This window comes from Vreelandella glaciei, from assembly GCF_013415125.1.
In the GTDB taxonomy this organism is placed as follows: domain Bacteria; phylum Pseudomonadota; class Gammaproteobacteria; order Pseudomonadales; family Halomonadaceae; genus Vreelandella; species Vreelandella glaciei.
On the sequence record NZ_JACCDE010000004.1, the window covers coordinates 190,594 to 213,480 of the forward strand.

Sequence of the window (22,887 nt, forward strand, 5' to 3'; positions counted from 1 at the left end):
ATCAACAACAGCCACTATTCCGAGAGCTTGCTTCAAGAGCGAGACGCCGCTCCAACCCTTTTGTTTGGCACTCACGGGCTGAACGAGCCGAGCGGCAATCTCTTACAAAGAACACTTGTAGTCCATAGGTCTAGTTTTGAACCGACCCTGACAAGCAACGCATGCGTTTTTCAGTAGCTACTCTCTTATTGTTAGACCATGATGGTGTCATCTGTCGACTATCAATTTGTCATAAAACGTAAACTCATTTGCTATATATAGGAATTTCGCGCCTTTACGCGCCGCTATTATCATGACCGAGTCGAATCAAAACGCCCCCTTGAGTCTGCTAGCCACTTGCCCGAAAGGCATTGAAGGCTTGCTCCACGATGAACTAGTGGCACTGGGCGCCACGCCGGGCAAAACCACGGTGGCGGGTGTTTACTTCACCGCCAGCCAAGCCATCGCCTACCGGGTATGCCTGTGGTCGCGATTGGCCAACCGGGTTATCTTAACCCTGGTACGCGAGTCGATGATCGATACCGCCGAGCAAGTGCGTGATGTGGTTGCCCGCATTGCCTGGACTCAGCACTTGGCGCCGGGCAATACGCTGGCAGTTGATTTTCACGGCCGCAGCGAACATATTCGCCACACCCGTTTTGGTGCGCAAACCGTTAAAGACGGCGTGGTTGATGCACTCCAACTGGCGGGGCAGGAACGCCCCAATGTGGATACCAAAACGCCACATTTGCGCATCTACGCCCACCTGCACCGGATGAATTTAACCATTGGGTTGGACCTCTCTGGTGAAAGTCTCCACCGCCGTGGTTATCGTCGTGACGTTGGCCACGCGCCGCTAAAAGAGAATCTGGCGGCGGCACTGCTGGTGCGCGCAGGCTGGCCCGAGCGCCTCAAGGCCGGTGAACCGTTGATCGATCCGCTTTGTGGTGCAGGCACGCTGCTGATTGAAGCCGCCATGATGGCCGCTGACCAAGCGCCTAACCTGAACCGTGATCGGTTCGGCTTTCACGGCTGGGCAGGGCACGATGATCTCGCTTGGCAGGAACAGAAGCGCGAAGCCGACGCGCGCGCGTCGATTGGCCGCAAGCGCTGTAAAGCCCAGCTACTCGGCTTTGATCAGAGCCCTGCAGCACTGACAGCAGCGAAATCCAATGCCATGCGCGCGGGTATTCCAGCCTTGATTAGCCTGCATGGTCAGAGCCTTGCCCAGTTAACCCGACCCGAAACACTGACAGCTGAGAGCGGGCTGTTGATCACCAATCCTCCTTACGGCGAGCGGCTGGGTGAGTTACCGGAACTGGTGCGTCTATACGCTCAGCTTGGTGAGAAAGCCAAAGCGCTATTCCCCGGCTGGACCCTGGCGGTATTTACCGGCAACCCGGATCTAGGCCACCGGCTGGGCATGCGTGCGCACAAGCAGTACGCGCTTAAAAACGGTGCGCTAGATGCCAAGCTGCTGCTTATGGAGATTGGTGGCGCTGAGCATCCGCCTGCCGAGAGCGATACAAAGCCCGTCCAGAGCGAGAGCAGTGCAGTGGTGACGCCTAGTGAAACGGCGAGCGAAGAGCAAGCCGCCCACAAAAACCAAGACAATGCGCAGATGTTTGCCAATCGACTGATTAAAAATCAGAAGCGCTTGAAGAAATGGCTGAAGCAGAGCGGTGAAACCAGCTATCGCGTTTATGATGCCGATATGCCGGAATACGCCCTGGCGGTGGACCGCTACGGTGATCGGGTACATGTACAAGAGTACGCGGCACCTAGCTCGATCAACCCAGCCCAGGCGCAAAAGCGCTTGTACGATGCCTTGGAAGTCATGCCCGAGGCGCTTAACGTTGACGCCAGCAAAATCTATATCAAACGGCGCGAACGCCAAACCGGCAGCGCCCAGTACCAGAAGCGGGCCGCCAGCGGCGAACGCTTTGAGGTGCAGGAGGGCGCAGCACGGCTATGGGTCAATCTGCGTGACTACCTGGATACCGGGCTGTTCCTTGACCACCGCCCGGTACGGCGCATGCTGGGCGAAATGGCCGGCGGTAAGCGCTTTTTAAACCTGTTCTGTTATACCGCCACAGTGACCGTACAGGCGGCCTTAGGTGGCGCCAGTGACAGCGTGAGCGTGGATATGTCCAACACCTACCTGGAGTGGGCCAAGGACAACTTTGCGCTGAACAAACTCGATACACGGCTGCACCGTGTGGTTCGTGACGACTGTTTCCGCTGGCTGGAAACGGCCAACGCTGAATTTGATCTGATCTTTATGGATCCGCCGACCTTTTCCAACTCCAAGAAGATGCGTGACACGCTCGACGTGCAGCGAGATCACCCGCGGTTAGTGGAGCTCGCCATGGCGCGCTTGGCACCCGGTGGCACGTTAGTGTTTTCTAATAACCAGCGGCGCTTTAAACTCGATGAAGCACTTAGCGAGCACTACGCGATTGAGGATATTACCGGGCGCAGTTTTGACCCCGATTTCCAGCGGCGCACTAACCTGCACCACGTATTCCTACTTCGTCATAAGGTGTCATAAGAGAGCTAGTATGAAGAGAGCTTCAGCATGATTCAGCTATCGCTATACACAACCATGGGCTGCCACCTGTGCAGCCAATTAGAGGCACTGGTGACAGCGCTGGCAAATCAAAAGGTGTGGCTGCACCACATCGAGATTAGCGAAGATGATGCGCTGGTGGAGCGCTACGGCGTGCGGATACCGGTGCTGGTGGATGGTGACGGCAATGAGCTGGATCGTGGCTTTGAGCTTGAGCGATTAAGCGCTTGGTTGCGCGAACGCGGCTGGCTGGATGAAGCGGCACTGGCGGGGTTTACTGCCCCGCCGGACACCACAGCACCCATAGGCGCCTATGAGCGTGGTGGAAGGCGCTTCTTAAGTTAATAAGTGCATGGTTAGCAAAAAAGCATAGGGCCAGCGCGAAGCTTAAAGCACATCCAGTAGCGATAGCTGGCGCATCGCTTCCTGGCCTTCCGGGGTATGGTCGGCCACTTCCAGCACCTTGCGAAAGCCCCGCGAAGACTGAATAGTGGTTTCATCTTCCAGCCACATATGGGCTTGCTCCAGCGTATCGGCTAGCTGATGTTTCAGGCCGCCAAATTGGGTGCCGATTTGGCCCCAGGCGCGGCTGAAAATCCAGTCACCAAACATATCCTGGTGAATATGAACCAACACATAGTCATGGTTGGTTTCCCAGCGTACGATCACAACACTCTCCTTACTTAGCTTTTAAAAGATAGCCTTTAAAAGATAGCCTTTAAAAGATAGCCTTTAAACACGCCTGCCCATCAAGCCGTCGCGGGCGGTATTGTAAAGCCCGGATACCCAAACGCCTATGAAACTTGTCATCGACGCCAATATCCCCGCTGCCGAGCACTGCTTCGGCCATTTCGGTACGCTCACCCGTGTGCCAGGGCGGGAGATAAACGCCGCCCACCTTCGGGATGCCGATGCGCTCATCGTGCGCTCCATTACCCAGGTCAACGATCAGCTGCTTGCCGATATTCCCGTTCGCTTTATCGGCACCTGCACTATCGGCACCGATCATATCGACCAGGCAGCGCTTGCCCAGCGCAATATCGCCTTCTCCAGTGCACCAGGTTGCAACGCCGAAGCGGTGGTTGATTATGTGCTGAGCAGCCTGCTAACGCTGGCGGAGCGCGATGGTTGGGCACTTAGCGAGCGCACCGTGGGTATTGTGGGGGTGGGTAATGTCGGCAGACGACTACAGGCAAGGCTAACCGCCATGGGCGTGGCAACGCTGGCCTGTGATCCGCCCAGAGAAGAAGAGGGGGCTGAGGAAGGCTTTCACTCCTTAGACGCTCTGATCGAGCGCTGTGACGTGCTCTGTCTGCATACACCGCTAACCCGCGAAGGCCCCCACGCGACGTATCAGCTACTCAACGCTCAACGTATCGAGGAGCTGGCACCAGGGTGCGTGCTGCTCAATGCCGGGCGCGGCGACTGCGTGGATGGCTTGGCGCTGCGGAGTCGTCTTGCGGGCAAGGGCGATATCAGTGCCATATTGGACGTGTGGGAGGAAGAACCCGATATCGATGCAGGTTTGTGTGATCTAGTCTCTCTGGCAACACCGCATATTGCCGGGCATAGCCTGGATGGCAAGCTGCGCGGCACCTGGATGATTCAGCAGGCGCTAGCCCGCCACTGCGGACGGCCTAGTGGATTAACATTCGCCGATATTTGCCCACCGCCTGCGCTGGCGTCCCTGCATTTGCAGCACGCGCTCCCTCCGGAAGATGCACTTAGACTCTGCATGAGAGCGGTGTATGACGTACGCCGCGACCACGATGCGCTACAGCGCCAAACCCAACATCACGGAATGCGCAAAGGCTTTGATGACTGCCGTGCCAACTACCCGCTGCGGCGCGAATTCGCCACACTCAACGTGCAGCTGTCAGGGGAGGCGGTAGCGCTGGAAGGCTTATTGCGTGGAGCAGGGTTTAATGTGATTCGCAAACTCAGTGAGCAGTAGATTAGGATCGCGAACGTTAGGCTCCCAGCCAACTAGATGCAGTCGTGGGAGGTAGCTTTAGCTCGCGACCCTAAGGGCGTTACTTACTGACGATAAGCCGCTTCTTTTAACGCTCGGATGCGCTCATCCAGGGGCGGGTGGCTAGCAAATAGCTTTTCCACCAGCGAGCGCGTTTGGCCTTTGGTGATGGCCATGGCGCGCAGCGTATCTGGCATTTGATCAGGCATTTCAGTTTCAGTTTTCAAGCGCGCCAGCGCGCTGACCATGGCATTAGTACCTGCTAAGCGTGCACCGGCTTCATCGGCGCGGTATTCGCGGTAGCGCGAGAACCAGGCGACGATAGCCGAGGCCAAAATACCAAACACAATTTCCGCAACCATGACCACTGCAAAGTAGCCCATAAAGCCTAGACCGCCGCCGCCATCGCTGCGGCTGCGTAGGAAATTATCAACTAAATGCGCCACTACCCGTGCAAAAAACATCACAAAGGTGTTCACCACGCCCTGAATTAGCGCCAGGGTGACCATATCGCCGTTAGCGACGTGGCCAATTTCGTGAGCCAGAACCGCGCGCACTTCTTCTGGACGCATGCGGTTGAGTAGGCCTGCCGAGACGGCCACCAGCGCATCGTCTTTGTTCCAGCCTGTGGCAAAGGCATTGGACTGCTGAGCCGGGAATATGCCCACTTCCGGGGTTTTGATGCCTGCCTCGCGGGAGAGCTCAGCGACCGTCTCCAGCAGCCACCGTTCGGTGGAGTTGGAGGGCGTTTCGATAATCACCGTGCCAGTGCTGCGTTTGGCCATCCATTTGGAGATAAACAGCGAGATAATGGAACCTGCCATACCGAAAATAAAGCAGAAAATCAGCAGGCTGGTGAAGTTGATGCCCTGGCCGCGCAGATAGCCCTCTACGCCTAGCAGGCGCAGGGTAATACTGGCGACCAGCAAAACCGCTATGTTGGTACCTAAAAACAGCAGAATTCGCATCATGGTGCAGGTTCTCCCCTAAAGTTCATCGAAGCATTACTAGATTAATGGCTTAGATACGTGCTGTTCATGGCAGTTTCAAGTCATGGCGGTGTCAATGAGTCGATTTAATTACCGGACTCACTGGCGATAGCGCGACAAGAAATTGGCAAAGCGGTCGAGTGCATCGCCTAGCTGGTCTGCCCAGGGCAGTGTCACAATGCGCACATGGTCGGGTTCTGGCCAGTTAAAGGCAGTGCCCTGTACCAGTAATATTTTTTCCTGCAGCAGCAGATCCAGCACCATCTGCTGGTCGTCTTTGATATTAAAGACCTTGGGGTCGAGCCGCGGAAAGGCGTACAGCGCGCCTTTCGGTTTCACGCAGGAAACCCCGGGGATCGCATTCAACTTTTCCACGGTAATATCGCGCTGGGCCAGCAGCCGCCCGCCGGGCAGGATTAAATCGTTGATCGATTGATAGCCCCCCAGCGCGGTTTGAATCGCGTGCTGGGCGGGCACGTTGGCACATAGCCGCATGGAAGCCAGCATATTCAGCCCCTGGATATAGTCCTGGGCGTTTAGCTTGGCCAAGTTGCCGGAGATAATCATCCAGCCCGAGCGGAAGCCGGCGCAGCGATAGCTTTTGGAGAGCCCGTTCATGGTGATGACTAATTGGTCATCGTCCGCCAGCGCGCCCGTGGCGGTGTGCTCGACGCCGTCATACAAGATCTTGTCGTAGATCTCGTCAGAGAACACCACCAGGTTATGCTGCTTGGCGATCGCCAACACCTCTTTCACCACGGCAGGCGGATACACCGCGCCGGTCGGGTTGTTGGGGTTGATCAGCACAATGGCCCGCGTGTGGCTGGTGATCTTGGCGCGAATATCCGCCATGTCAGGCGTCCAGTCGGCCTGCTCGTCGCACAGGTAGTGCACCGCGTGGCCACCGGAAAGGTGAGCGGCTGCGGTCCATAGCGGGTAGTCCGGCGCTGGAATCAGTACCTCATCGCCGTCATTCAGCAGCGCCTGCATGGCCATGACGATCAGCTCAGACACACCGTTGCCGATGAAGATATCCTCAATCCCCACGCCGGGAATCTGCTTGCGCTGGCACTCCTGCATAATCGCTTTACGGGCGGAGTAGAGACCTTTGGAATCGCAGTAGCCCTGGGCCGTTGGTAGGTTACGCATCACATCCTGAAGAATCTCTTCCGGCGCCTCGAAGCCGAAGGGCGCGGGGTTGCCGATATTCAGCTTGAGAATTCGTTGGCCTTCCTCTTCCAAGCGCTTGGCGTGGTCGAGCACCGGGCCACGAATGTCGTAGCAGACATTGTGCAGCTTATGAGATTTCTTTAACGGTTGTGATTCGTGCGACTGCAGGGTATCCATGAGGTGTCTGTCCAAAAGTAGCTAGAGGCCCAAAAGTGTCCAAAAAAACATGAGTGCTTAAAAAATGTCCGTAAGCCGTGTCTTTGGCTAAAGAGCAGTCAGGCCATTATGCGTCGGAAAGCGCTTGATTGTCTTCGTCGTTTTGCACGGGCGGCGGAGGAATATCCGCAGGAGTTTCAAGCGTTAGCCTGCCCAGCTTGCCGTCGCGTAGTTCGTGAAGCAGTACTTCGGCGCCACGGTGCAGATCCACCGCGCCACCAGGGCGCAGGCCGCCTCGGCGGGCAGCAATATCTTTTAAGATGGCGTTGCCGTCAAAGCCAGCAATAGCGAGAAAGTCAGGCTTTTTGGGGCCGTCCGCATCAATGTCGTGGGGAATGTCGGGTGCCGCGTAGGGCGGCAGCTCTTTGAGCTTATAGCGCTCGATGAGCGCTTCAGGGTAGCGTTTGGCAAGCTCCGCGCTGGTCACAATCGCCACGTCCGTGTATTCAATGGCCGTGTCGCGAATGGCACCGGTGGCGGCGAGGCGATAGGCGCTGGCCTGGTCTTCGATTTTGGGCCACAGCACGCCTGGGGTGTCGGTAAGGGCTACACGCCCATCAATACGCACCTTTTGTTGGCGCTTGGTCACCGCAGGCTCGTTGCCGGTTTTGGCGATTTTTCGCCCTGCTAAGCCGTTAATCAGCGTGGACTTACCGACATTCGGTATGCCCATTACCATTACGCGGACATCGCGATCAGCACGCACGGCACCGGCCAGCTCATGGCATAGCTTGGGGATTTTCTTTAGTTCGCGGGTATTGGTGGTGGTGACAGCTAGAGCGCGCATATTCTCTTGGGCATCGAAAAAAGCCACCCACTCGGCCGTTCGCTCAGGGTCGGCGAGATCGGCGCGGGAGAGAATTTTCAACACCGGCTTATGGCGGGTTAGCTCGGCCAACATCGGATTGGCGCTGGAGTAGGGCAGACGCGCGTCGAGTACCTCGATCACGACATCGATCTCTGGCAGCACCTCCGCAATCTGGCGGCGGGCCTTGTTCATATGTCCTGGAAACCAGCCGAGCATGAATCTCTCCTACAAGCACAAAAAAAGCGGGCTGCCATTATAGCAGCCCGCCGGACTTAACGCTGATTACTCGTCGGGGTGAAACTCCAACGACACCGAGTTGATGCAGTAGCGTAAGCCGGTGGTATCGGGTGGCCCATCGGGGAATACATGACCCAGGTGGGCATCGCAGTGGGAGCAGACCACCTCGGTGCGCTGCATGCCGTGCGTGGTGTCGGTATGCTCCTCCACACAGCGGGTGCCCAGCGGCCGGTCGAAGCTTGGCCAACCGCAGCCAGCGTCAAACTTGTGCTCGTTCTCAAACAGTGGCGCATTACAGCACACACAGTGGTAAATGCCCTGCGCATCGCGCACCTGATAGTCGCCGGTGAACGGTCGTTCAGTGCCTTTTTCACGCGCAACACGGTACTGCTCTGGGGTTAGCTGTTGTTGCCATTCGTCGGGGGATTTTTCTATTTTCGCCATGGGGTTCTCCTTTCCCTCTGGTTTCAATCATTCAGAGGCTTATTAGGCAGACTAGCTTATCACTTGTGTAAGTGACAGCTAGCCACCTGCCCAAGTTCAGCCTGTGCGAAGGCTGAGAAAGCCGCCAGTCTGCTTCTTATAAGCTTGCCGCCCCGCCATTACTGCGCGGGTCGTGGGCGCTTTCTATTAATCCATCGGGGTGGTGCACAATCCCACCTGCATGCCCCATGGTGTCGCTGAATGCCTCTGGGAGTACTTCCACATCATGGCCCGCCGTGACTAAGGCGGTGATCAGCGCGTCGTCAAAGCGCGCTTCCAGCTTTAAGTTAGTGCTGCTTTCACCCCAGGTACGACCCAGCAGCCAGCGGGGGGCGGTAATCGCCTGCTGGAGCGGCATGTCGTGCATTGCATAGCGTGAAAATACGGCCGCCTGGGTTTGCGGCTGGCCTTCACCGCCCATAGTGCCATAGACCATGGTGCGGCCATCGTTAAATTTGGCCAGCGCCGGGTTTAACGTGTGGAAGGGTTTGCGACCAGGGGCTAAGCCGCGCAGGTCGTCGGGGTTAAGCGAGAAGCTGATGCCGCGGTTTTGCCACAGCACGCCGCTTTCCGGCAGCACCACGCCGCTGCCAAACTCCCAGTAGATGCTCTGAATAAAGCTCACCGCACGCCCTTCGCTATCCACGGTGCCCATCCAAATGGTGTCGCCCGGCGCTGGTTTGTGGGGCCAGGGTAGGGCGTGCTGCGGGTCGATCTGAGCCGCTTCTAAGCCAATGTTCTCTTCGCTGAGCAAATTTTGCAGCGGTGTTGGCACACGGCCGGGGTCGGTGACGTTTTGGTCGCGCAGGATAAAAGCGCGTTTGGTGGCTTCGATGAGCCCGTGCAAGTGGTCAAAACCGTTTGGTTTGTCGGCCTTCAAGCGCTCGTAAATAGCTAAAATCATTAGCGACGCCATGCCCTGGGTCGGCGCCGGCAGGTTATACAGCGTGGCATCTTGCAGCGTTACTTCCAGCGGCGTGACGCGCTGGGCGCGGTAGGCGTGAAAGTCAGCCAAGCGCAGGGGGCTGCCCACTGCTTCCAAGTCTTTCGCCATGCTAGCGGCCAGTTTGCCGCGATAGAAATCATCTAATCCGGCTTCCGCCAAGCGCTTGAGGGTGGCCGCTAAACGTGGCTGACGCAGCCGCTCACCTTCCCGGGGCAGCTGGCCGTTAAGCAGCAGGGAATCACTAAAGCCAGGGCTTTGAGAAAGGCGCTCAACGTGTTTGGCGGTGAGGGCTTCCTGGCTTTGTGTGACCGAAATGCCCGCTTCGGCATGACGAATAGCGTCGGCCAGCAGCGTGGTGAGGGGAAGCTGTTTACCCCATGTTGACGCTACCTTCAGCGCTTCATGCCAGCCGCCAATGGTGCCCGCCATGGTGAGGGCGGCCTTTGGGCCTCGCTCAGGTATGTGCGATTCACCGGCGTAGAAATCCGCGTTGGCCAAGCCTGCCGCCGGGCCGCAGGCGTCGATGGCAATAGGCGCTTTGCCCGGTTCATGAATCAACCAAAAGCCATCGCCTCCCAGGGCGTTCATATGCGGATAAACGACCGCAATAGCGGCAGCGGCAGCGACCATGGCCTCCACCGCGTTGCCGCCCTGCTTAAGCACATCGCGCCCGGCGCTAGCGGCTAGGTGGTGAGGAGCGACGCAGCTGCCGCCGTAACTACGTTGAGTATGAAGCATCTTTGATTCCTTATTATTAAGTAAGTGCTAAAGCAGGTCGTTACCAGCCAATGGCTTGGGGCAACCAGGTAGCAATGCTGGGAAAGATAAATACCAGCGCCACGGCAACAAACTGGAGGCCGATAAACGGCAGCGCACCTTTGTAAATATCCAGCGTCGAGACTTCTTTCGGCGCCACGCCCTTGAGGAAAAACAGCGACCAGCCAAAGGGTGGGGTAAGAAACGAGGTTTGCAGCACCAGCCCCACCAGAATGCCCAGCCACACCATATCGACGCCCATCTGGACAAAGAAGGGCAAAAACAGCGGTAGGGCAATATAGCTGATCTCAATCCACTCAAGAAAGAAGCCCAGCACAAACATCAGCAGTAGCATAAACAGCATCGCGCCTAACTCGCCACCGGGCACCCAGTCGAACATACGGGCCACCAAGTGCTCGCCGCCCAAGCCACGAAATGCGAGACCAAATACCTGCGCGCTGATCAGAATAAAGAACACCATGGCCGAGATCACCAGCGTGGCCTTGGCGACCTCTTTGAGTAGCGCAAAGGTTAACCGGCCGGAGCAAGTCACAATTAATAACGCCCCTAGTGCGCCCATGGAGGCCGCCTCAGTTGGCGCGGCAATGCCGCCAATAATCGAGCCTAATACCGCAAACACCAAGCCCACCGGCGGGCCCACCACGGTGATGACTTTGCGAAACAACTGGCGCCGCCCCATATCCGCACGCTCTTCAGCTGGAATGGGAGGCATCAGGTGAGGATAAAGTTTAGCGATCACCAGAATGGCAATAATATACACCGCCGCCAGCGTCAGCCCCGGCACCATGGCCGCAGCGAACATGGTGCCGACCGATTCACCCAGGATTTCAGCGAGTAGAATCAGCACTAGGCTGGGAGGAATAATCTGTCCCAAGGTGCCAGAGGCGCAGATCATGCCGGTGGCCAGGGTCTTGGGGTAGCCGCGGCGGAGCAGCGTGGGCAGGGTGAGTAAGCCCAGGGTGACGATCGTGGCGCCGACAATGCCCGTAGCGGCGCCTAACAGCACACCAACCAAAATAATCGCCACGCCCATGCCGCCTGATAGGCCGCCGAACAAGTGGCCAATCACATCAATCAGTTCTTCGGCCAGCTTCGACTTTTCCAGCATCACCCCCATAAATACAAACAGCGGAATAGCCATAAAGGTGTAGTTGGTCACCACCCCATAGATGCGGGATGGCAGCAGGTTAAACAGCATTGGGCCAAAGCCAATATAGCCAAAGAAAAAAGCCGTGGCCGCGATGCTGATACCCACCGGAATACCAATCAGCAGGAACACGAAAAAAGCCACGATCATGCCGATCGCTAGCCATTCATTGGGAGACATGCGTTATTCACCTCGTGTGGGTAGGGCAAACGCTTGACGCAGCGCGTGGGCCAACCCTTGCAGCGCGAGAAGGACAAAACCGAACGGAATGAGCGACTTGAGCAGCCAGCGAAGGGGGAGTCCGCCTGGGTTGGGCGATGCTTCGCCGCGGGCGAACGACTGGGCGATCCAGGGCAGCGTCAGCCAGGCGATATACAGCCCCATGACTAGCAGTAATAGCCCGCCGATCACCTCAATTACTCGCTGCAGATTCGCGGGGAAGCGTTCGTAGAAGACGTCTACGCGAACTTGCTCACCCATCAGCAGTAGATACGACATGCCAAACAGTGCGATAGGTGAGATCAGGTGCCACTGCAGCTCCTGCAGCCATACCGCGCCAACGCTAAATGCATAGCGCATCAATACGTCACCAGCGACTAATCCGACTAATACCACGCAGGTCCAGGCGGCGATCCAGCCAAAAAGCCGAACCACCGCCTCAACTCCGTGGACAAAACATGCCACGGCGCGCATATCAGACTCCGATAATGTCGTTTAACCAGGCGCGTTCACTGGCGCCTGCCCAGCGGTCATGATTGGCTTTAAACGCCATATAGCTATCGTGCACTTTGCGCACCAGCGGATCGGCGTTGGCCTCTGTCGCCAGGGTATCTTGAGTGGCTTCACGCAGCGCATCGACAACGGGGGTGGGGAGCATGCTGGCAGTGACGCCTTCGTTCTCAACCAGATCGGTCATGGCTTCACCGTTAACGGCTTCGGACCAAGTGACGCTCTCCAAACAGGCCGCCATACAGGCGGTTTTGACAATCATCTGCAGGTCTTCCGGCAGGCTATCCCAGTGGGTTTTCGAGATCAGCAGTTCGCCTGTGGTGGAGGGTTCGTGCCAGCCAGTGGTGTGGTAGAACTTGGCAGCGTTATGCAGACCCATGCGACGGTCTTGGAAAGGGCCAACGAATTCAGCTGCGTCAATCACGCCACGCTCCAACGCTGGGAATATTTCGCCACCGGGCAGGACGCGGGCATCCACACCAAGCGAGGAGTAAACCTGACCCGCTAGGCCAGGAACGCGCATGCGCAGCCCGTTGAGCTGGCTAATATCTTCAATGGGCTCGCGGAACCAGCCGGTCATCTGCACGCCGGTATTGTTCAGCGGGAAGGCCACCATGCCGTAGGGCTCATACACTTCGTGCCACAGCTCCAAACCACCGCCGTGGTAAAGCCACGCCATATGCCCCATAAAGCTCATACCAAACGGTACGGTAGTGAAGTATTGGGCAGCAAAGGTGGTGCCTGACCAGAAGTAACTGTTAGCGGCGTTCATCTCAATCGTGCCGCTTTGAACGGCTTCGAAACCTTCAAAGGCTGGAATCAGCTCGCCGGAAGAGAAGTGCTGAATATTGAGGCGTCCGCCGGACATGGCGTTGATTTTGGCGATTACATCAGTAGGGCTGCCAGGCCCTTCCACGTAAAAGGGTGAGCCAGGCGGATAGGCATTGGTCATACGCCAGTTGAAGCTCTCGGCGGACTGCGCACGGGCGATAGAGGGGGCGCCCAATATAAGGCCAGCAGTGGAGGAGACGGCTGCCGTGGTGAGAAACTTGCGGCGGGATAAGGACATAGCACACCTCATTAAGTGGGAAGTAGTCAGCAAGGGAACACAATGAGGTAGCAAGGGGTGTGCCATAAAAATCGATTTTATTGTAAATAAAAGATTTTTAACGATTTTATAGGTGGGTGGGGGAGGGCGCAGCACTAAGCGAAATAAGCGTTTGCACCGGTATGACGCCGAATTATAATGCTGAGCACTTTCAGCGTGCATGGCTATGTCGTAACCCCCACGCTTTGCTTGCAGGTAATTGAAAGCTAGCCAATTAGATTGGTGAAGGTAGAGAGCTTGACAGCTCAATAAGGTCTGAGTAACATACGCGCCACCTCGACGAGGCATTGCAACGTCCCATTCGTCTAGTGGTCTAGGACACCGCCCTTTCACGGCGGTAACAGGGGTTCGAACCCCCTATGGGACGCCACTTATTTTTGAGGCCCAAGTCCTTTAAAGGTAAGTCCTTTAAGGAAGAGCGTTTTTAAGAGTAAGCGGTCGTCAGGTTATCGGAATGCGGGAATAGCTCAGTGGTAGAGCATCGCCTTGCCAAGGCGAGGGTCGGGAGTTCGAATCTCCTTTCCCGCTCCAATTAGGTGTGTGGTAAGTCAGGCGAGGTCGGGAGCTGGAACGCCAGCCCGGTCGAATCTACTTTCCCGCTCCAAAGTAGTTGAAGTAATTACAGTGTCCCATTCGTCTAGTGGTCTAGGACACCGCCCTTTCACGGCGGTAACAGGGGTTCGAACCCCCTATGGGACGCCACTTCCGATAGATTAGGTAAAAAGCTAAGTAAGCAAGTGTTCTATAAGCGGGAATAGCTCAGTGGTAGAGCATCGCCTTGCCAAGGCGAGGGTCGGGAGTTCGAATCTCCTTTCCCGCTCCAGTTTTGATGGTGTGGTAAAGAGTATTGCCTTATCAGGGCGAGGGTCGGGATCTGGTGCGCCAGCCCGGTCGAATCTCCTTTCCCGCTCCAGTTTTGATTTAGTCCCATTCGTCTAGTGGCCTAGGACACCGCCCTTTCACGGCGGTAACAGGGGTTCGAACCCCCTATGGGACGCCATCTAGCGTTACACGTCGTTTTTGCGTTGCGGGAATAGCTCAGTGGTAGAGCATCGCCTTGCCAAGGCGAGGGTCGGGAGTTCGAATCTCCTTTCCCGCTCCAGTTTTGATGGTGTGGTAAAGAGTATCGCCTTACCAAGGCGAGGGTCGGGATCTGGTACGCCAGCCCGGCTGGGGGCAGCCCCGTCAATCTATTTCCCGCTCCAGTTAAACAGTATCAGGTAGCTATGACAGCGTCGGGAACTGGAATGTCAGTCCTGCAATATGACAGCCTATAGCTCACCTTCTCCGCTAAGCTTCTAGTATCCAAAACTTCTTCCATTTCACTGCTTTATATGCAGTTTTCGTCTATGTTCTTTTTGCTGATACTGAGTCAGTGGCTTTTAGCCTAATAGGGCTCTGGCTAAACGTCTTGGATGACCACGGGCTGGTTTTCTTTGGTTTTTTGTCCAAGCTCAGCTGGTTCGTCAGTGCTCCCTCCCGTCAGGCTATCATCGTCGTTCTAAATCATATGAAGCTTGCCGCTTTCATATTGGCAGTTAGGCATCTTATTAATTTGAAGATAAGCCAGTAACTGACGCTGTCACTTACTATTAGCGCACGTAGACGTGACCCACGACAATATGCAAATGCGTAACCTTAGCTATGATGGTGACCCAACGGTGCATGGCCTTGGGTACATTTGCCACTCAGATCGCGATGACCAATGCGCGCTGGCTTTGATTCCTACATGCAGCGAGGCTTCGATGACCGACGATCACAGGCAGCTGCCGGGCGCTTGAAGGCTAGGACGGGGATGCCTACCAGAACGGGGGTAGCCCTGGGTAATCGTTTCTTTTCACAGTGATTTAGGGTGCCCTGCGCGCGCGAAACTGATGCCACACAGATAACCCGGTTAACAGAGGATTAAAAAATGGCTTATGCAACGACCAATCCCTATACCGGGGAGACGATCAAAAATTTCCCCAACGCAACCGATGCAGAGGTTGCTCTGGCGCTGGATAGCGGCGATAAAGCATTCCGCAACTGGAAGAACACTCCCGTCCAGCAGCGGGTCACTATCCTGCAGAAAGCGGCCGACTTGCTGCGAGCCAATAGCGAGGAGTATGCAAAACTGCTGACCCTGGAGATGGGCAAGCTGCTGGGCGAGGCGCAGGCGGAGGTCGAGCTGTCAGCTGCGATCTTCGAGTACTACGTCGAGAACGCCGAGCGGCAGTTGGCACCTGAGAAGCTGCCGTCCAAGGATCCGGTGGTGACCGAGGCCTGGCTGGTGCACGAGCCCCTGGGCATTATCCTTGCGATAGAGCCGTGGAACTTCCCCTATTATCAGATCGCCCGCATCATCGCTCCTCAGCTTGCCGCCGGTAACGTGGTCGTGCTCAAGCATGCATCCAACGTCCCGCAATCGGCTGCGCTTTTCGAGAAGCTGATGCTTGACGCTGGCTTGCCAGTTGGCGGATTCAAGAATCTCTATGCAACGCGCGAGCAGCTGGAAACCATCATTAACGATCCACGCGTTCACGGTGTTGCTTTGACCGGTTCTGAAGCAGCTGGCGCGGTAGTTGCTGCACAGGCTGGCAAGGCGCTGAAGAAGTCAACGATGGAATTGGGCGGCGCCGACGCGTTTGTCGTGCTGGATGATGCCGACATCGACAAGGCCGTGAAATGGGCCGTGTTCGGCCGCCACTGGAACGCTGGGCAGGTATGCTGTTCGTCCAAGCGGATTATCGTCGTCGAGGAGGTCTATGACGCCTTCCTGGAGAAGTACAAAGCCAGCGTCGCCGTGCTCAAAGCAGGAGATCCCATGGATCCGACGACGACATTGGCGCCTTTGTCGTCTCAGAGCGCAGCGGACGATGTCCAAAAGCAAGTGGAAGATGCAATTAAGCATGGTGCTACGGCGACCGTAATCGGCGCCGCAATACCCGAGCGCGGTGCATTCGTACAGCCTGTGCTGCTGACGGACTTGACGAAGGACAATCCTGCTTACTACTGGGAGTTCTTTGGTCCGGTATCTCTGGTGTTCAGAGCCAAGAGCGAGTCCGAAGCCATCGAGATCGCCAACGATTCTCCCTTTGGGTTAGGCGGATCAGTGTTCACGCAGAACATTGAGCGAGGTCGCCAGGTGGCGGCTCAGATATCCACCGGCATGGTTTACATCAATCACCCAACGGCAGTGAAGGCCGACTTGCCTTTCGGCGGCGTTCGTCGCTCCGGCTATGGTCGCGAGTTGATTGGCCTCGGACTGAAGGAATTCGTCAACCACAAGTTGATTGGCGTTACCGACATCGACGGTCAGTTCTGACCGTCATGCTCGGGAGTACATTGTTAATGTGAGTTTTCTTGCCAGCACGCACGAAGTTGGGTTCTCGGCCACAGCCTGTTTTCAAGGTTTTGAAACAGGCTCTAAACGACTCTCAGGGGCATGCGACTGTTGATCTTGCACTCCGCAGGGCAGACGAGCTAACGCACGACTGCTGTATCATTGAAAACCTTGTTGAGGGGGGGCCGCAAAGGTTCCCTTTCCCACTCAAAGCGCTTCTAGTCTCAATTGCTTCCCTGATGCATCAGCTATTGCTGGACGCTATTTTTCTGCGTGTCTAGCGCTCGGCTCGATTGTTCGCCTTGAAAAAAGTCGTTTGCGCCCTAATGTTTTACCTTCTCTTCTTATTTTGCTGACAGGACATGTTCATGGCCGAACCGGCATTGTCGATCCGTGGCCTTACCAAAGTGTATGGCAACGGCTTTCAGGCGCTCAAAGGTATTGATTTAGACGTCCAGCAGGGCGATTTTTTTGCTCTCTTGGGACCCAATGGCGCCGGTAAATCCACCACCTTGGGGGTGGTTTGCTCGCTGGTGCAAAAAACAGCGGGCAAGGTCTCCATCTTTGGCATTGATGTCGATAAAGATTTCGCCAAGGCCAAATACCAGTTAGGTGTCGTGCCGCAAGAGTTCAACTTCAATCAGTTTGAAAAAGTGCTCGATATCGTATTGGCCCAGGCGGGTTACTACGGTATGACGAGCCGCGAAGCCTTGCCTCGCGCTAAACAGCTGCTAACTGATCTGGGCCTATGGGAAAAGCGCAACGGCAGCGCGCGGATGCTCTCCGGCGGGATGAAGCGCCGCCTGATGATCGCCCGGGCGCTGATGCATCGCCCCAAATTGCTGATTCTGGATGAGCCAACCGCTGGGGTGGATATTGAATTAAGGCGCAGCATGTGGGAATACATGCGGCGGATTAATCAGGATGAAGGCACCACTATTATTCTTACCACTCATTATTTGGAAGAGGCCGAGAGCCTTTGCCGCAATGTGGCGATTATCAATAATGGCGACATAGTGCGGAATACGAGTGTGCGAGGCCTGCTGGCTGAACTGAATACCGAGACCTTCCTAATTGATACCTCAGAGGCCATTACAGACATACCCAAGATAGAAGGGTTTGAGGTAAAGCAGCTGGAATCTACTCAGCTATCACTCGAGGTGCACCGCGGGCAACGTTTAAATGATGTGTTTAGTGCGCTGAGCGAGCAGGGCATCCAGGTGGTTTCCATGCGCAACCGGGCCAATCGCCTAGAGGAGATGTTTGTGTCAATGGTGGAAGGGAGTGGTCAAGGGGCGATAGACCAGCGCGTCGAGAAGCAGGAGGAGCGCGTATGAACGCTACGCAAACATTGATCGCTCTATGGACGCTGGTGCTCAAAGAGATCAAACGCTTCACCCGTATTTGGCCGCAAACGCTGCTGCCACCTTCGATCACCATGGCGATGTACTTCATCATCTTCGGTAATCTCATTGGTTCGCGGATTGGCGACATGGACGGCTTCAGCTACATGGACTTTATCGTCCCGGGGCTGATCATGATGTCGGTGATTACCAATAGTTACTCCAACGTGGCGTCGAGCTTCTTCTCTAATAAATTCCAGCGTTCGATTGAAGAAATGATGGTTTCGCCAATGCCCAACTGGGTCATTTTAGCCGGCTTTATTCTAGGCGGCATGGCCCGTGGTCTGGGCGTCGGGCTGATTGTGACCATCGTTTCGCTGTTCTTTACCCGTCTCACCATGGAGCATCCACTGCTCACCGTGTTGGTGGTGGTGCTCACCTCGGCCCTGTTCTCCATTGGCGGGTTTATTAACGCTTTGCTGGCCAACAAGTTCGACGATATTTCTATCGTGCCGACGTTTATTCTCACGCCGCTGACCTATCTGGGTGGGGTATTTTACTCTATCTCGATGTTGCCCGAGTTCTGGCAGGGCGTTTCCATGCTCAATCCGATTTTGTACATGGTTAACGTTTTCCGTTACGGCTTCTTAGGCGTGTCGGATATTCCCGTTGGCTGGGCGCTCGCTGCTATTTTTGCCTTTATCATTGTGCTGTTTAGCATTGCGCTTGCGATGCTGGAGCGCGGTAAAGGTATCCGCAGCTAGACGCATCAATCCGCTTGAAAAGAGAGCTTTTATCACATGGTACATCGCCCAGACACGTTAGAGCACGCGCCGTTAGGGCGCGATTCTGCCTACCCTGAGCAGTACGATGCGGGGTTGTTATATCCGATTCCCCGCGCAGCCAACCGGGTGCCACTGGGTATTGAAGAGGGCGCTTTGCCGTTTGAAGGCGAGGACGAGTGGCACGCCTTTGAAGTCTCCTGGCTGAATAGCCGCGGCAAGCCCATTGTCGCCGTGGCGCGCTTTCGGCTGCCCGCGCATTCGCCCAACCTGATTGAGTCCAAATCATGGAAGCTCTATCTCAATAGCTTCAATCAAACCCGCTTTTATAGTCGTCAGGAAGTGATGGAAACGCTTGCCAATGACCTCGCGGTAGCGGCAGGGGCTGAGGTGAGCGTTGAGTTGTTTGATGTGGATGCCCCCGAGCTTTCAGCACAGCATTTGCCGGGCGAATGCTTGGACGATTTGGATATCGCAGTAAGCGATTACACACCTAGCAGCGCACATCTCACGGTGGGGGAAGAGGTCGTAGAAGAGACGCTTTACTCCCATCTATTGAAATCTAACTGCCCCGTTACCGGCCAGCCGGATTGGGGAAGCGTGTTAATTCGCTACCAAGGGCCCAAAATCGATCGCGAAGGGTTGCTGCGTTACCTGATTGGGTTTCGTCAGCATCAGGATTTTCACGAACACTGCGTTGAACACATTTTCACCGACCTAATGACCCATGCAAAACCAACGCAACTGCTGGTGCTGGCGCGTTACGTGCGTCGCGGTGGATTAGACATTAGCCCCTGGCGCGCAACGCCGGGTCTAACGCCGCCCACACCGCTGCGCCTAGCAAGGCAGTAAGAGGCAGTGTTATAAATGGCGATGCTATCAATGGCGGTACTAAGTAGCCCACCGATTGAATTTGGAGTTATTAATGGATGCACTCACGCTACTTCACGAACGCAGCTCGATGGGCAAGCTGATTGAGCCAGCGCCTAGCAGCGAACAGCTAAGCGACATATATCAAGCTGCGTTGCGGGCGCCTGACCATAAAGAGCTGCGCCCCTGGCGCTTTATAGAGTTCAGCGGGGAAGGGCGTGAGCGTCTGGGCGAACTATTTGCCGAGGCGGAGTTCCAGGAAAATCCTAGCGCCGACGACGATACGCTCAATTCCGCGCGCAAAAAGCCGCTTCGTGCACCGATGATTATCGCGGTGATTGCCAAGGTCACGCCTGAGCTCGCTAAAGTGCCTAAAATGGAGCAAGTGATTTCTGCTGGCTGTGCCGCCCACGGCATTCTACTGGCCGCTCACGCACTCGGCCTGGGGGCTATGTGGCGCAGTGGAAAGTACGCGTTTGACCCGGTGGTACGCAAAGGGCTAAGCCTGGATGAAGATGATGAAGTCGTTGCCTTTATCTATCTGGGTACCCTGGGTGGTCGTCATAAACCGGTGGCGCAGCATAACGTTGCTGACTTTGTGGAGCGTTGGGACTAACCATGAGCGTATCCCGTCAACCAGGTTCCCCTCACCCACGTTTGCCGTTGCCAGAAGGCCAGCCAGACGACTTGGCCGCTTTCCAGCAGTGGCTGAGTGACGCTATTCCCATGGTAAGTGCGTTAGGCATTAGCGAGATGACGCGTCACGACGATTCACTCACGTGGCAGTTGGCACTTGAACCCAACCTAAACGATAAAGGCACAGGCTTTGGCGGCGCTCTCTCGGCGCAAACCACGCTGCAAGGCTGGTGCTGGGTAACGCTATGGTTACGTGAAAGAGGTCTGGCAAGGGATGTGGTGGTTGCAGAAGCCAGTCAGCGCTTTCTTGCGCCAGTAACCAACGATTACCGTCTAGTGTGTAAGCCAACAGAGCTAAATGGGCCTGAGCAACTTGCCAACAAGCTCGCTGACCGCGGTAAAGGGCGCATTGCGTTAACCCACCAGCTCTATTGCGGCGAGACCCTCTGCCTGGAAGCCAGTGGCAATTACGCGGTGTTGCCGTCACGCTAACCGAAGGGATAATCGGCCTGAAAAGGCTTGCTATTTCGAGGCTTAGCCAATAGTATATGCGCCGTTCTGTTGCGAAAGGTTTAGCCTCTCAACAGAGCTAAAACGCGGAGGGGTGTCCGAGTGGTCGAAGGAGCACGCCTGGAAAGTGTGTAAGCCGCAAGGCTTCGAGGGTTCGAATCCCTCCCCCTCCGCCAAGAATTTAGATTAAGCCGCTGATTTCAGCGGCTTTTTTGTGTCTGTATTTTGAGCAGCCCATACTTTGATTTTGGCTTCCCCTGAAATGTATGGGATGCCTGTGGACAATCTTTCCCTGACTAGCTGGGCTACCAGAATTTTGACGCTAAACATGCTCGCGTGCCTCGTACGACGTGTCCTGAACATGGCGTCAAACGTATAGAGGTGCCCTGGGCTCGGCCGGGCAGCGACTTCACCCTGCTGTTCGAGCAAGCGGCCATGTCACCGGTCAAGGAGAAGCCGGTGCTGGCCGTCTCACGGCAGTTGGAGATTTCCGGCAAACGACTATGGCGCATTGTGCATCACTACGTGGGCCGCATGCTCAAGGCCATGCAGGCGGCGGTTTCTGAAAAGCCATTACTGAAGCCAATGGAAAAGGCCCTGGCAACGCTTGAGCTGCATGCCGACGCGGTGGTCAGAGCTGCCTGACGAACGCAAGACTGGAGGGGATGAACGGCCTGTTTCAGGCGGCTTGGTCACGCGCACGCGGCTACTGGAACGAGGCTAACTTCATCGCCATGATCTACCTGATTGGCAGCCCGGCGGGCCGCCTGTTCGATCAGGCTAAATCTACATGAAGTGACGAAGGACCATAAATATCAGGTTAAAAGTTGTAATGTTTGAAAAACGGTTTTCCCTGCTCAATATTTCTTAATTTCTGTTTTTAATTATTGAGAGAGTGTAGCTAGCCATTCAATGAAGCGTGGATCACTTCCGTATGCGACGTTCACACGCATACCTAATGCCGGGGCATCTGAGGTCGTAAATGCTCCTGACGGTGCTATAAAAATGCCTGTTTGAGCGGCTTCGGCTACAAGGTCTCTTTGCTGCATTGAAGGCGTAAGTTGTATCCAGACGTAATAGCCGCCACCCAGTGGGCGCGGCACGCTGTAACCGATGTTTTCCAGGCAGCGTACCGTCTCCGCCGTTGCTTCATGAATGCGGTCATGTAGCCGACGAAGATATTTCAGGTATTGGGCTCCCTCAATCAGCGAATGAACCAAGCGCTCATTTTGTGCTGATGTAGAGACAATGGAGATAACTTTCATTTCGTTCAGCTCCTGCGCCAGCTCAGGTGCCGCAGCGATATAACCGACCCTAACGCTACCTGGCAGTGTTTTCGAGAAGGAGCCGATATAAATAACCCGATTTAGTTGATCCAAAGCTGCCAGCCGGGGAGCGGTATAGGGAAGGATGTCGGCAAAAGGATCGTCTTCAACGAGAAGCATGTCATGCTCTTCAGCGATTTTCATGACCCCATACGCGATGCCTTGCGTGATTGATCCCCCGGTGGGGTTGTGCGCAAGAGATTGAGTGAAGAAAAGCCGGGCACCGGTTAGACGTGCTTTTTCACTAAGGTCTTCAAGATCAGGACCATCATGACGTCTACGGACACCTACAATGCGCGCTCCCGCCACACCGAGTTTCCAAAACAGCGGGTAATAGCCGGGGTCGTCAACGAGTACAGCGTCACCTGGCCTGACATAGCAACGTATAACTAGATCCATGCCGTGGTTTCCGCCGTAGGTCGTGAGTACCTGGTTAGGTTGACACTGAATGCCGCGTTCGGCGAGCGTGCCGCACAGGCGTTCACGTAGCGGTAATAATCCCCAGGCCGTGTTGTACGTATCGTCGGCATTCATCCGAATGACTGAAATGGGGCGCCGCATCTCATTAGACTCTAGCCAGTCAGGGGGTAACCGGCCATCACCAGGTCGAATCGGTAAGCGGCGCTCGAGCTGCTCAGTGAGGAGTTCTGTGGGTCTGACCGCACCAGGGATTGAAGGAAGAGCAGGGCTTTTCTTCCGAGTCGACGTGCGAGACACATAGTATCCCGACCCTGGACGAGCAACGACTACACCTCGGGCCACGAGGCGAAGGTATGCCTCCACCACCGTGTTCTTGGACACACCCATGACGGTCGCCTCTTCCCGGATCGAACGCAAACGGTCACCGGCTCGCAGGGTGCCATTGTGCATCCGTGCCATCACCCCATCGATAATACACTCAATCTTCGAATCGGAATTTTGCATATTTTACTGTACCACCCTGCCTACTGGTACGGTAACTAAAAAATT

The 22,887-nt window shown here is 55.7% G+C and carries 20 protein-coding genes, 7 tRNA genes and 1 pseudogene; 18 read left to right on the top strand and 10 right to left on the bottom strand.

All coding sequences use genetic code 11. The features are described from left to right. The first annotated feature begins 292 nt into the window (after positions 1–292). Complete coding sequence (gene rlmKL, locus HZS80_RS04540; RefSeq protein WP_035555879.1) at positions 293–2,530, top strand: bifunctional 23S rRNA (guanine(2069)-N(7))-methyltransferase RlmK/23S rRNA (guanine(2445)-N(2))-methyltransferase RlmL; 2,238 nt, start codon at positions 293–295, stop codon at positions 2,528–2,530. Between the two features lie 27 nt (positions 2,531–2,557). Then, complete coding sequence (locus HZS80_RS04545; RefSeq protein WP_035555876.1) at positions 2,558–2,893, top strand: glutaredoxin family protein; 336 nt, start codon at positions 2,558–2,560, stop codon at positions 2,891–2,893. 42 nt (positions 2,894–2,935) lie between these two features. On the opposite strand, the gene HZS80_RS04550 is transcribed toward HZS80_RS04545, so the two are convergent. Next, positions 2,936–3,217 carry a hypothetical protein gene (locus HZS80_RS04550; RefSeq protein WP_035555874.1) on the bottom strand — a complete coding sequence of 94 codons (282 nt, stop codon included), beginning with the start codon at positions 3,215–3,217 and terminating at the stop codon, positions 2,936–2,938. 127 nt (positions 3,218–3,344) lie between these two features. Here HZS80_RS04550 and pdxB point away from each other — a divergent pair, with 127 nt between their 5' ends. Continuing rightward, positions 3,345–4,502: a 4-phosphoerythronate dehydrogenase PdxB gene (pdxB, locus tag HZS80_RS04555; protein WP_035555872.1), complete on the top strand. Its 1,158-nt coding sequence runs from the start codon at positions 3,345–3,347 to the stop codon at positions 4,500–4,502. An 83-nt stretch (positions 4,503–4,585) separates the two neighbouring features. On the opposite strand, the gene htpX is transcribed toward pdxB, so the two are convergent. From htpX to HZS80_RS04595, 8 genes are all read right to left on the bottom strand, one after another. Continuing rightward, entirely contained in the window at positions 4,586–5,491 is a 906-nt protein-coding gene (gene htpX / locus HZS80_RS04560; protein WP_035555870.1) for a protease HtpX, read from the bottom strand. Positions 5,492–5,608: 117 nt separating this feature from the next. Beyond that, entirely contained in the window at positions 5,609–6,856 is a 1,248-nt protein-coding gene (locus HZS80_RS04565) for a pyridoxal phosphate-dependent aminotransferase (protein WP_035555868.1), read from the bottom strand. 106 nt (positions 6,857–6,962) lie between these two features. Next, positions 6,963–7,919, bottom strand: a complete 957-nt coding sequence (ylqF, locus tag HZS80_RS04570; protein WP_035555865.1) for a ribosome biogenesis GTPase YlqF — start codon at positions 7,917–7,919, stop codon at positions 6,963–6,965. Between the two features lie 66 nt (positions 7,920–7,985). Further along, positions 7,986–8,384 (bottom strand): peptide-methionine (R)-S-oxide reductase MsrB, encoded by a 399-nt coding sequence (gene msrB / locus HZS80_RS04575; protein WP_035555862.1) that lies wholly within the window; start codon positions 8,382–8,384, stop codon positions 7,986–7,988. A 136-nt stretch (positions 8,385–8,520) separates the two neighbouring features. Then, positions 8,521–10,107 (bottom strand): gamma-glutamyltransferase family protein, encoded by a 1,587-nt coding sequence (locus HZS80_RS04580; RefSeq protein ID WP_035555860.1) that lies wholly within the window; start codon positions 10,105–10,107, stop codon positions 8,521–8,523. Between the two features lie 40 nt (positions 10,108–10,147). Continuing rightward, positions 10,148–11,473, bottom strand: a complete 1,326-nt coding sequence (locus HZS80_RS04585; protein WP_035555858.1) for a TRAP transporter large permease — start codon at positions 11,471–11,473, stop codon at positions 10,148–10,150. A gap of 3 nt (positions 11,474–11,476) precedes the next feature. Further along, positions 11,477–11,986 carry a TRAP transporter small permease subunit gene (locus tag HZS80_RS04590; RefSeq protein WP_035555856.1) on the bottom strand — a complete coding sequence of 170 codons (510 nt, stop codon included), beginning with the start codon at positions 11,984–11,986 and terminating at the stop codon, positions 11,477–11,479. A gap of 1 nt (position 11,987) precedes the next feature. Further along, positions 11,988–13,091 carry a TRAP transporter substrate-binding protein gene (locus HZS80_RS04595; protein ID WP_035555854.1) on the bottom strand — a complete coding sequence of 368 codons (1,104 nt, stop codon included), beginning with the start codon at positions 13,089–13,091 and terminating at the stop codon, positions 11,988–11,990. 333 nt (positions 13,092–13,424) lie between these two features. On the opposite strand from HZS80_RS04595, the gene HZS80_RS04600 reads away from it, so the two are divergent. From HZS80_RS04600 to HZS80_RS24065, 15 genes and pseudogenes are all read left to right on the top strand, one after another. After that, positions 13,425–13,500, top strand: a tRNA-Glu gene (locus HZS80_RS04600). Between the two features lie 86 nt (positions 13,501–13,586). Beyond that, positions 13,587–13,661: transfer RNA gene (locus HZS80_RS04605), tRNA-Gly, on the top strand. Positions 13,662–13,756: 95 nt separating this feature from the next. Then, positions 13,757–13,832, top strand: a tRNA-Glu gene (locus tag HZS80_RS04610). Between the two features lie 46 nt (positions 13,833–13,878). Then, a tRNA-Gly gene (locus HZS80_RS04615) sits at positions 13,879–13,953 on the top strand. 101 nt (positions 13,954–14,054) lie between these two features. Beyond that, positions 14,055–14,130 (top strand) — tRNA-Glu (locus HZS80_RS04620). 27 nt (positions 14,131–14,157) lie between these two features. Then, positions 14,158–14,232, top strand: a tRNA-Gly gene (locus tag HZS80_RS04625). 810 nt (positions 14,233–15,042) lie between these two features. Continuing rightward, positions 15,043–16,434 (top strand): NAD-dependent succinate-semialdehyde dehydrogenase, encoded by a 1,392-nt coding sequence (locus HZS80_RS04630; protein WP_035555850.1) that lies wholly within the window; start codon positions 15,043–15,045, stop codon positions 16,432–16,434. 386 nt (positions 16,435–16,820) lie between these two features. Continuing rightward, a complete protein-coding gene (locus HZS80_RS04635; protein WP_035555846.1) occupies positions 16,821–17,789 on the top strand; it encodes an ABC transporter ATP-binding protein in 969 nt (322 codons plus the stop codon). Then, complete coding sequence (locus HZS80_RS04640) at positions 17,786–18,559, top strand: ABC transporter permease (RefSeq protein ID WP_035555844.1); 774 nt, start codon at positions 17,786–17,788, stop codon at positions 18,557–18,559. The genes HZS80_RS04635 and HZS80_RS04640 overlap by 4 nt, the downstream gene beginning before the upstream one ends. Positions 18,560–18,595: 36 nt before the next feature. Beyond that, the gene (queF, locus tag HZS80_RS04645; RefSeq protein WP_035555842.1) at positions 18,596–19,429 is read left to right on the top strand and encodes an NADPH-dependent 7-cyano-7-deazaguanine reductase QueF; all 834 of its coding nucleotides are present in this window, start codon (positions 18,596–18,598) and stop codon (positions 19,427–19,429) included. A gap of 73 nt (positions 19,430–19,502) precedes the next feature. Next, entirely contained in the window at positions 19,503–20,063 is a 561-nt protein-coding gene (locus HZS80_RS04650; RefSeq protein WP_035555840.1) for a nitroreductase family protein, read from the top strand. Between the two features lie 2 nt (positions 20,064–20,065). Then, positions 20,066–20,575: a YiiD C-terminal domain-containing protein gene (locus HZS80_RS04655; RefSeq protein WP_035555838.1), complete on the top strand. Its 510-nt coding sequence runs from the start codon at positions 20,066–20,068 to the stop codon at positions 20,573–20,575. A gap of 106 nt (positions 20,576–20,681) precedes the next feature. Further along, positions 20,682–20,769 (top strand) — tRNA-Ser (locus HZS80_RS04660). A gap of 154 nt (positions 20,770–20,923) precedes the next feature. Then, positions 20,924–21,121 (top strand): annotated as a pseudogene (locus tag HZS80_RS24060) (helix-turn-helix domain-containing protein); the annotation flags it as partial. Positions 21,122–21,258: 137 nt separating this feature from the next. Beyond that, positions 21,259–21,387, top strand: coding sequence for a hypothetical protein (locus tag HZS80_RS24065; RefSeq protein ID WP_374730585.1), 129 nt, complete (start codon positions 21,259–21,261; stop codon positions 21,385–21,387). A gap of 90 nt (positions 21,388–21,477) precedes the next feature. On the opposite strand, the gene HZS80_RS04670 is transcribed toward HZS80_RS24065, so the two are convergent. Continuing rightward, complete coding sequence (locus HZS80_RS04670) at positions 21,478–22,842, bottom strand: aminotransferase-like domain-containing protein (protein ID WP_179915283.1); 1,365 nt, start codon at positions 22,840–22,842, stop codon at positions 21,478–21,480. Between the last annotated feature and the right edge of the window lie 45 nt (positions 22,843–22,887).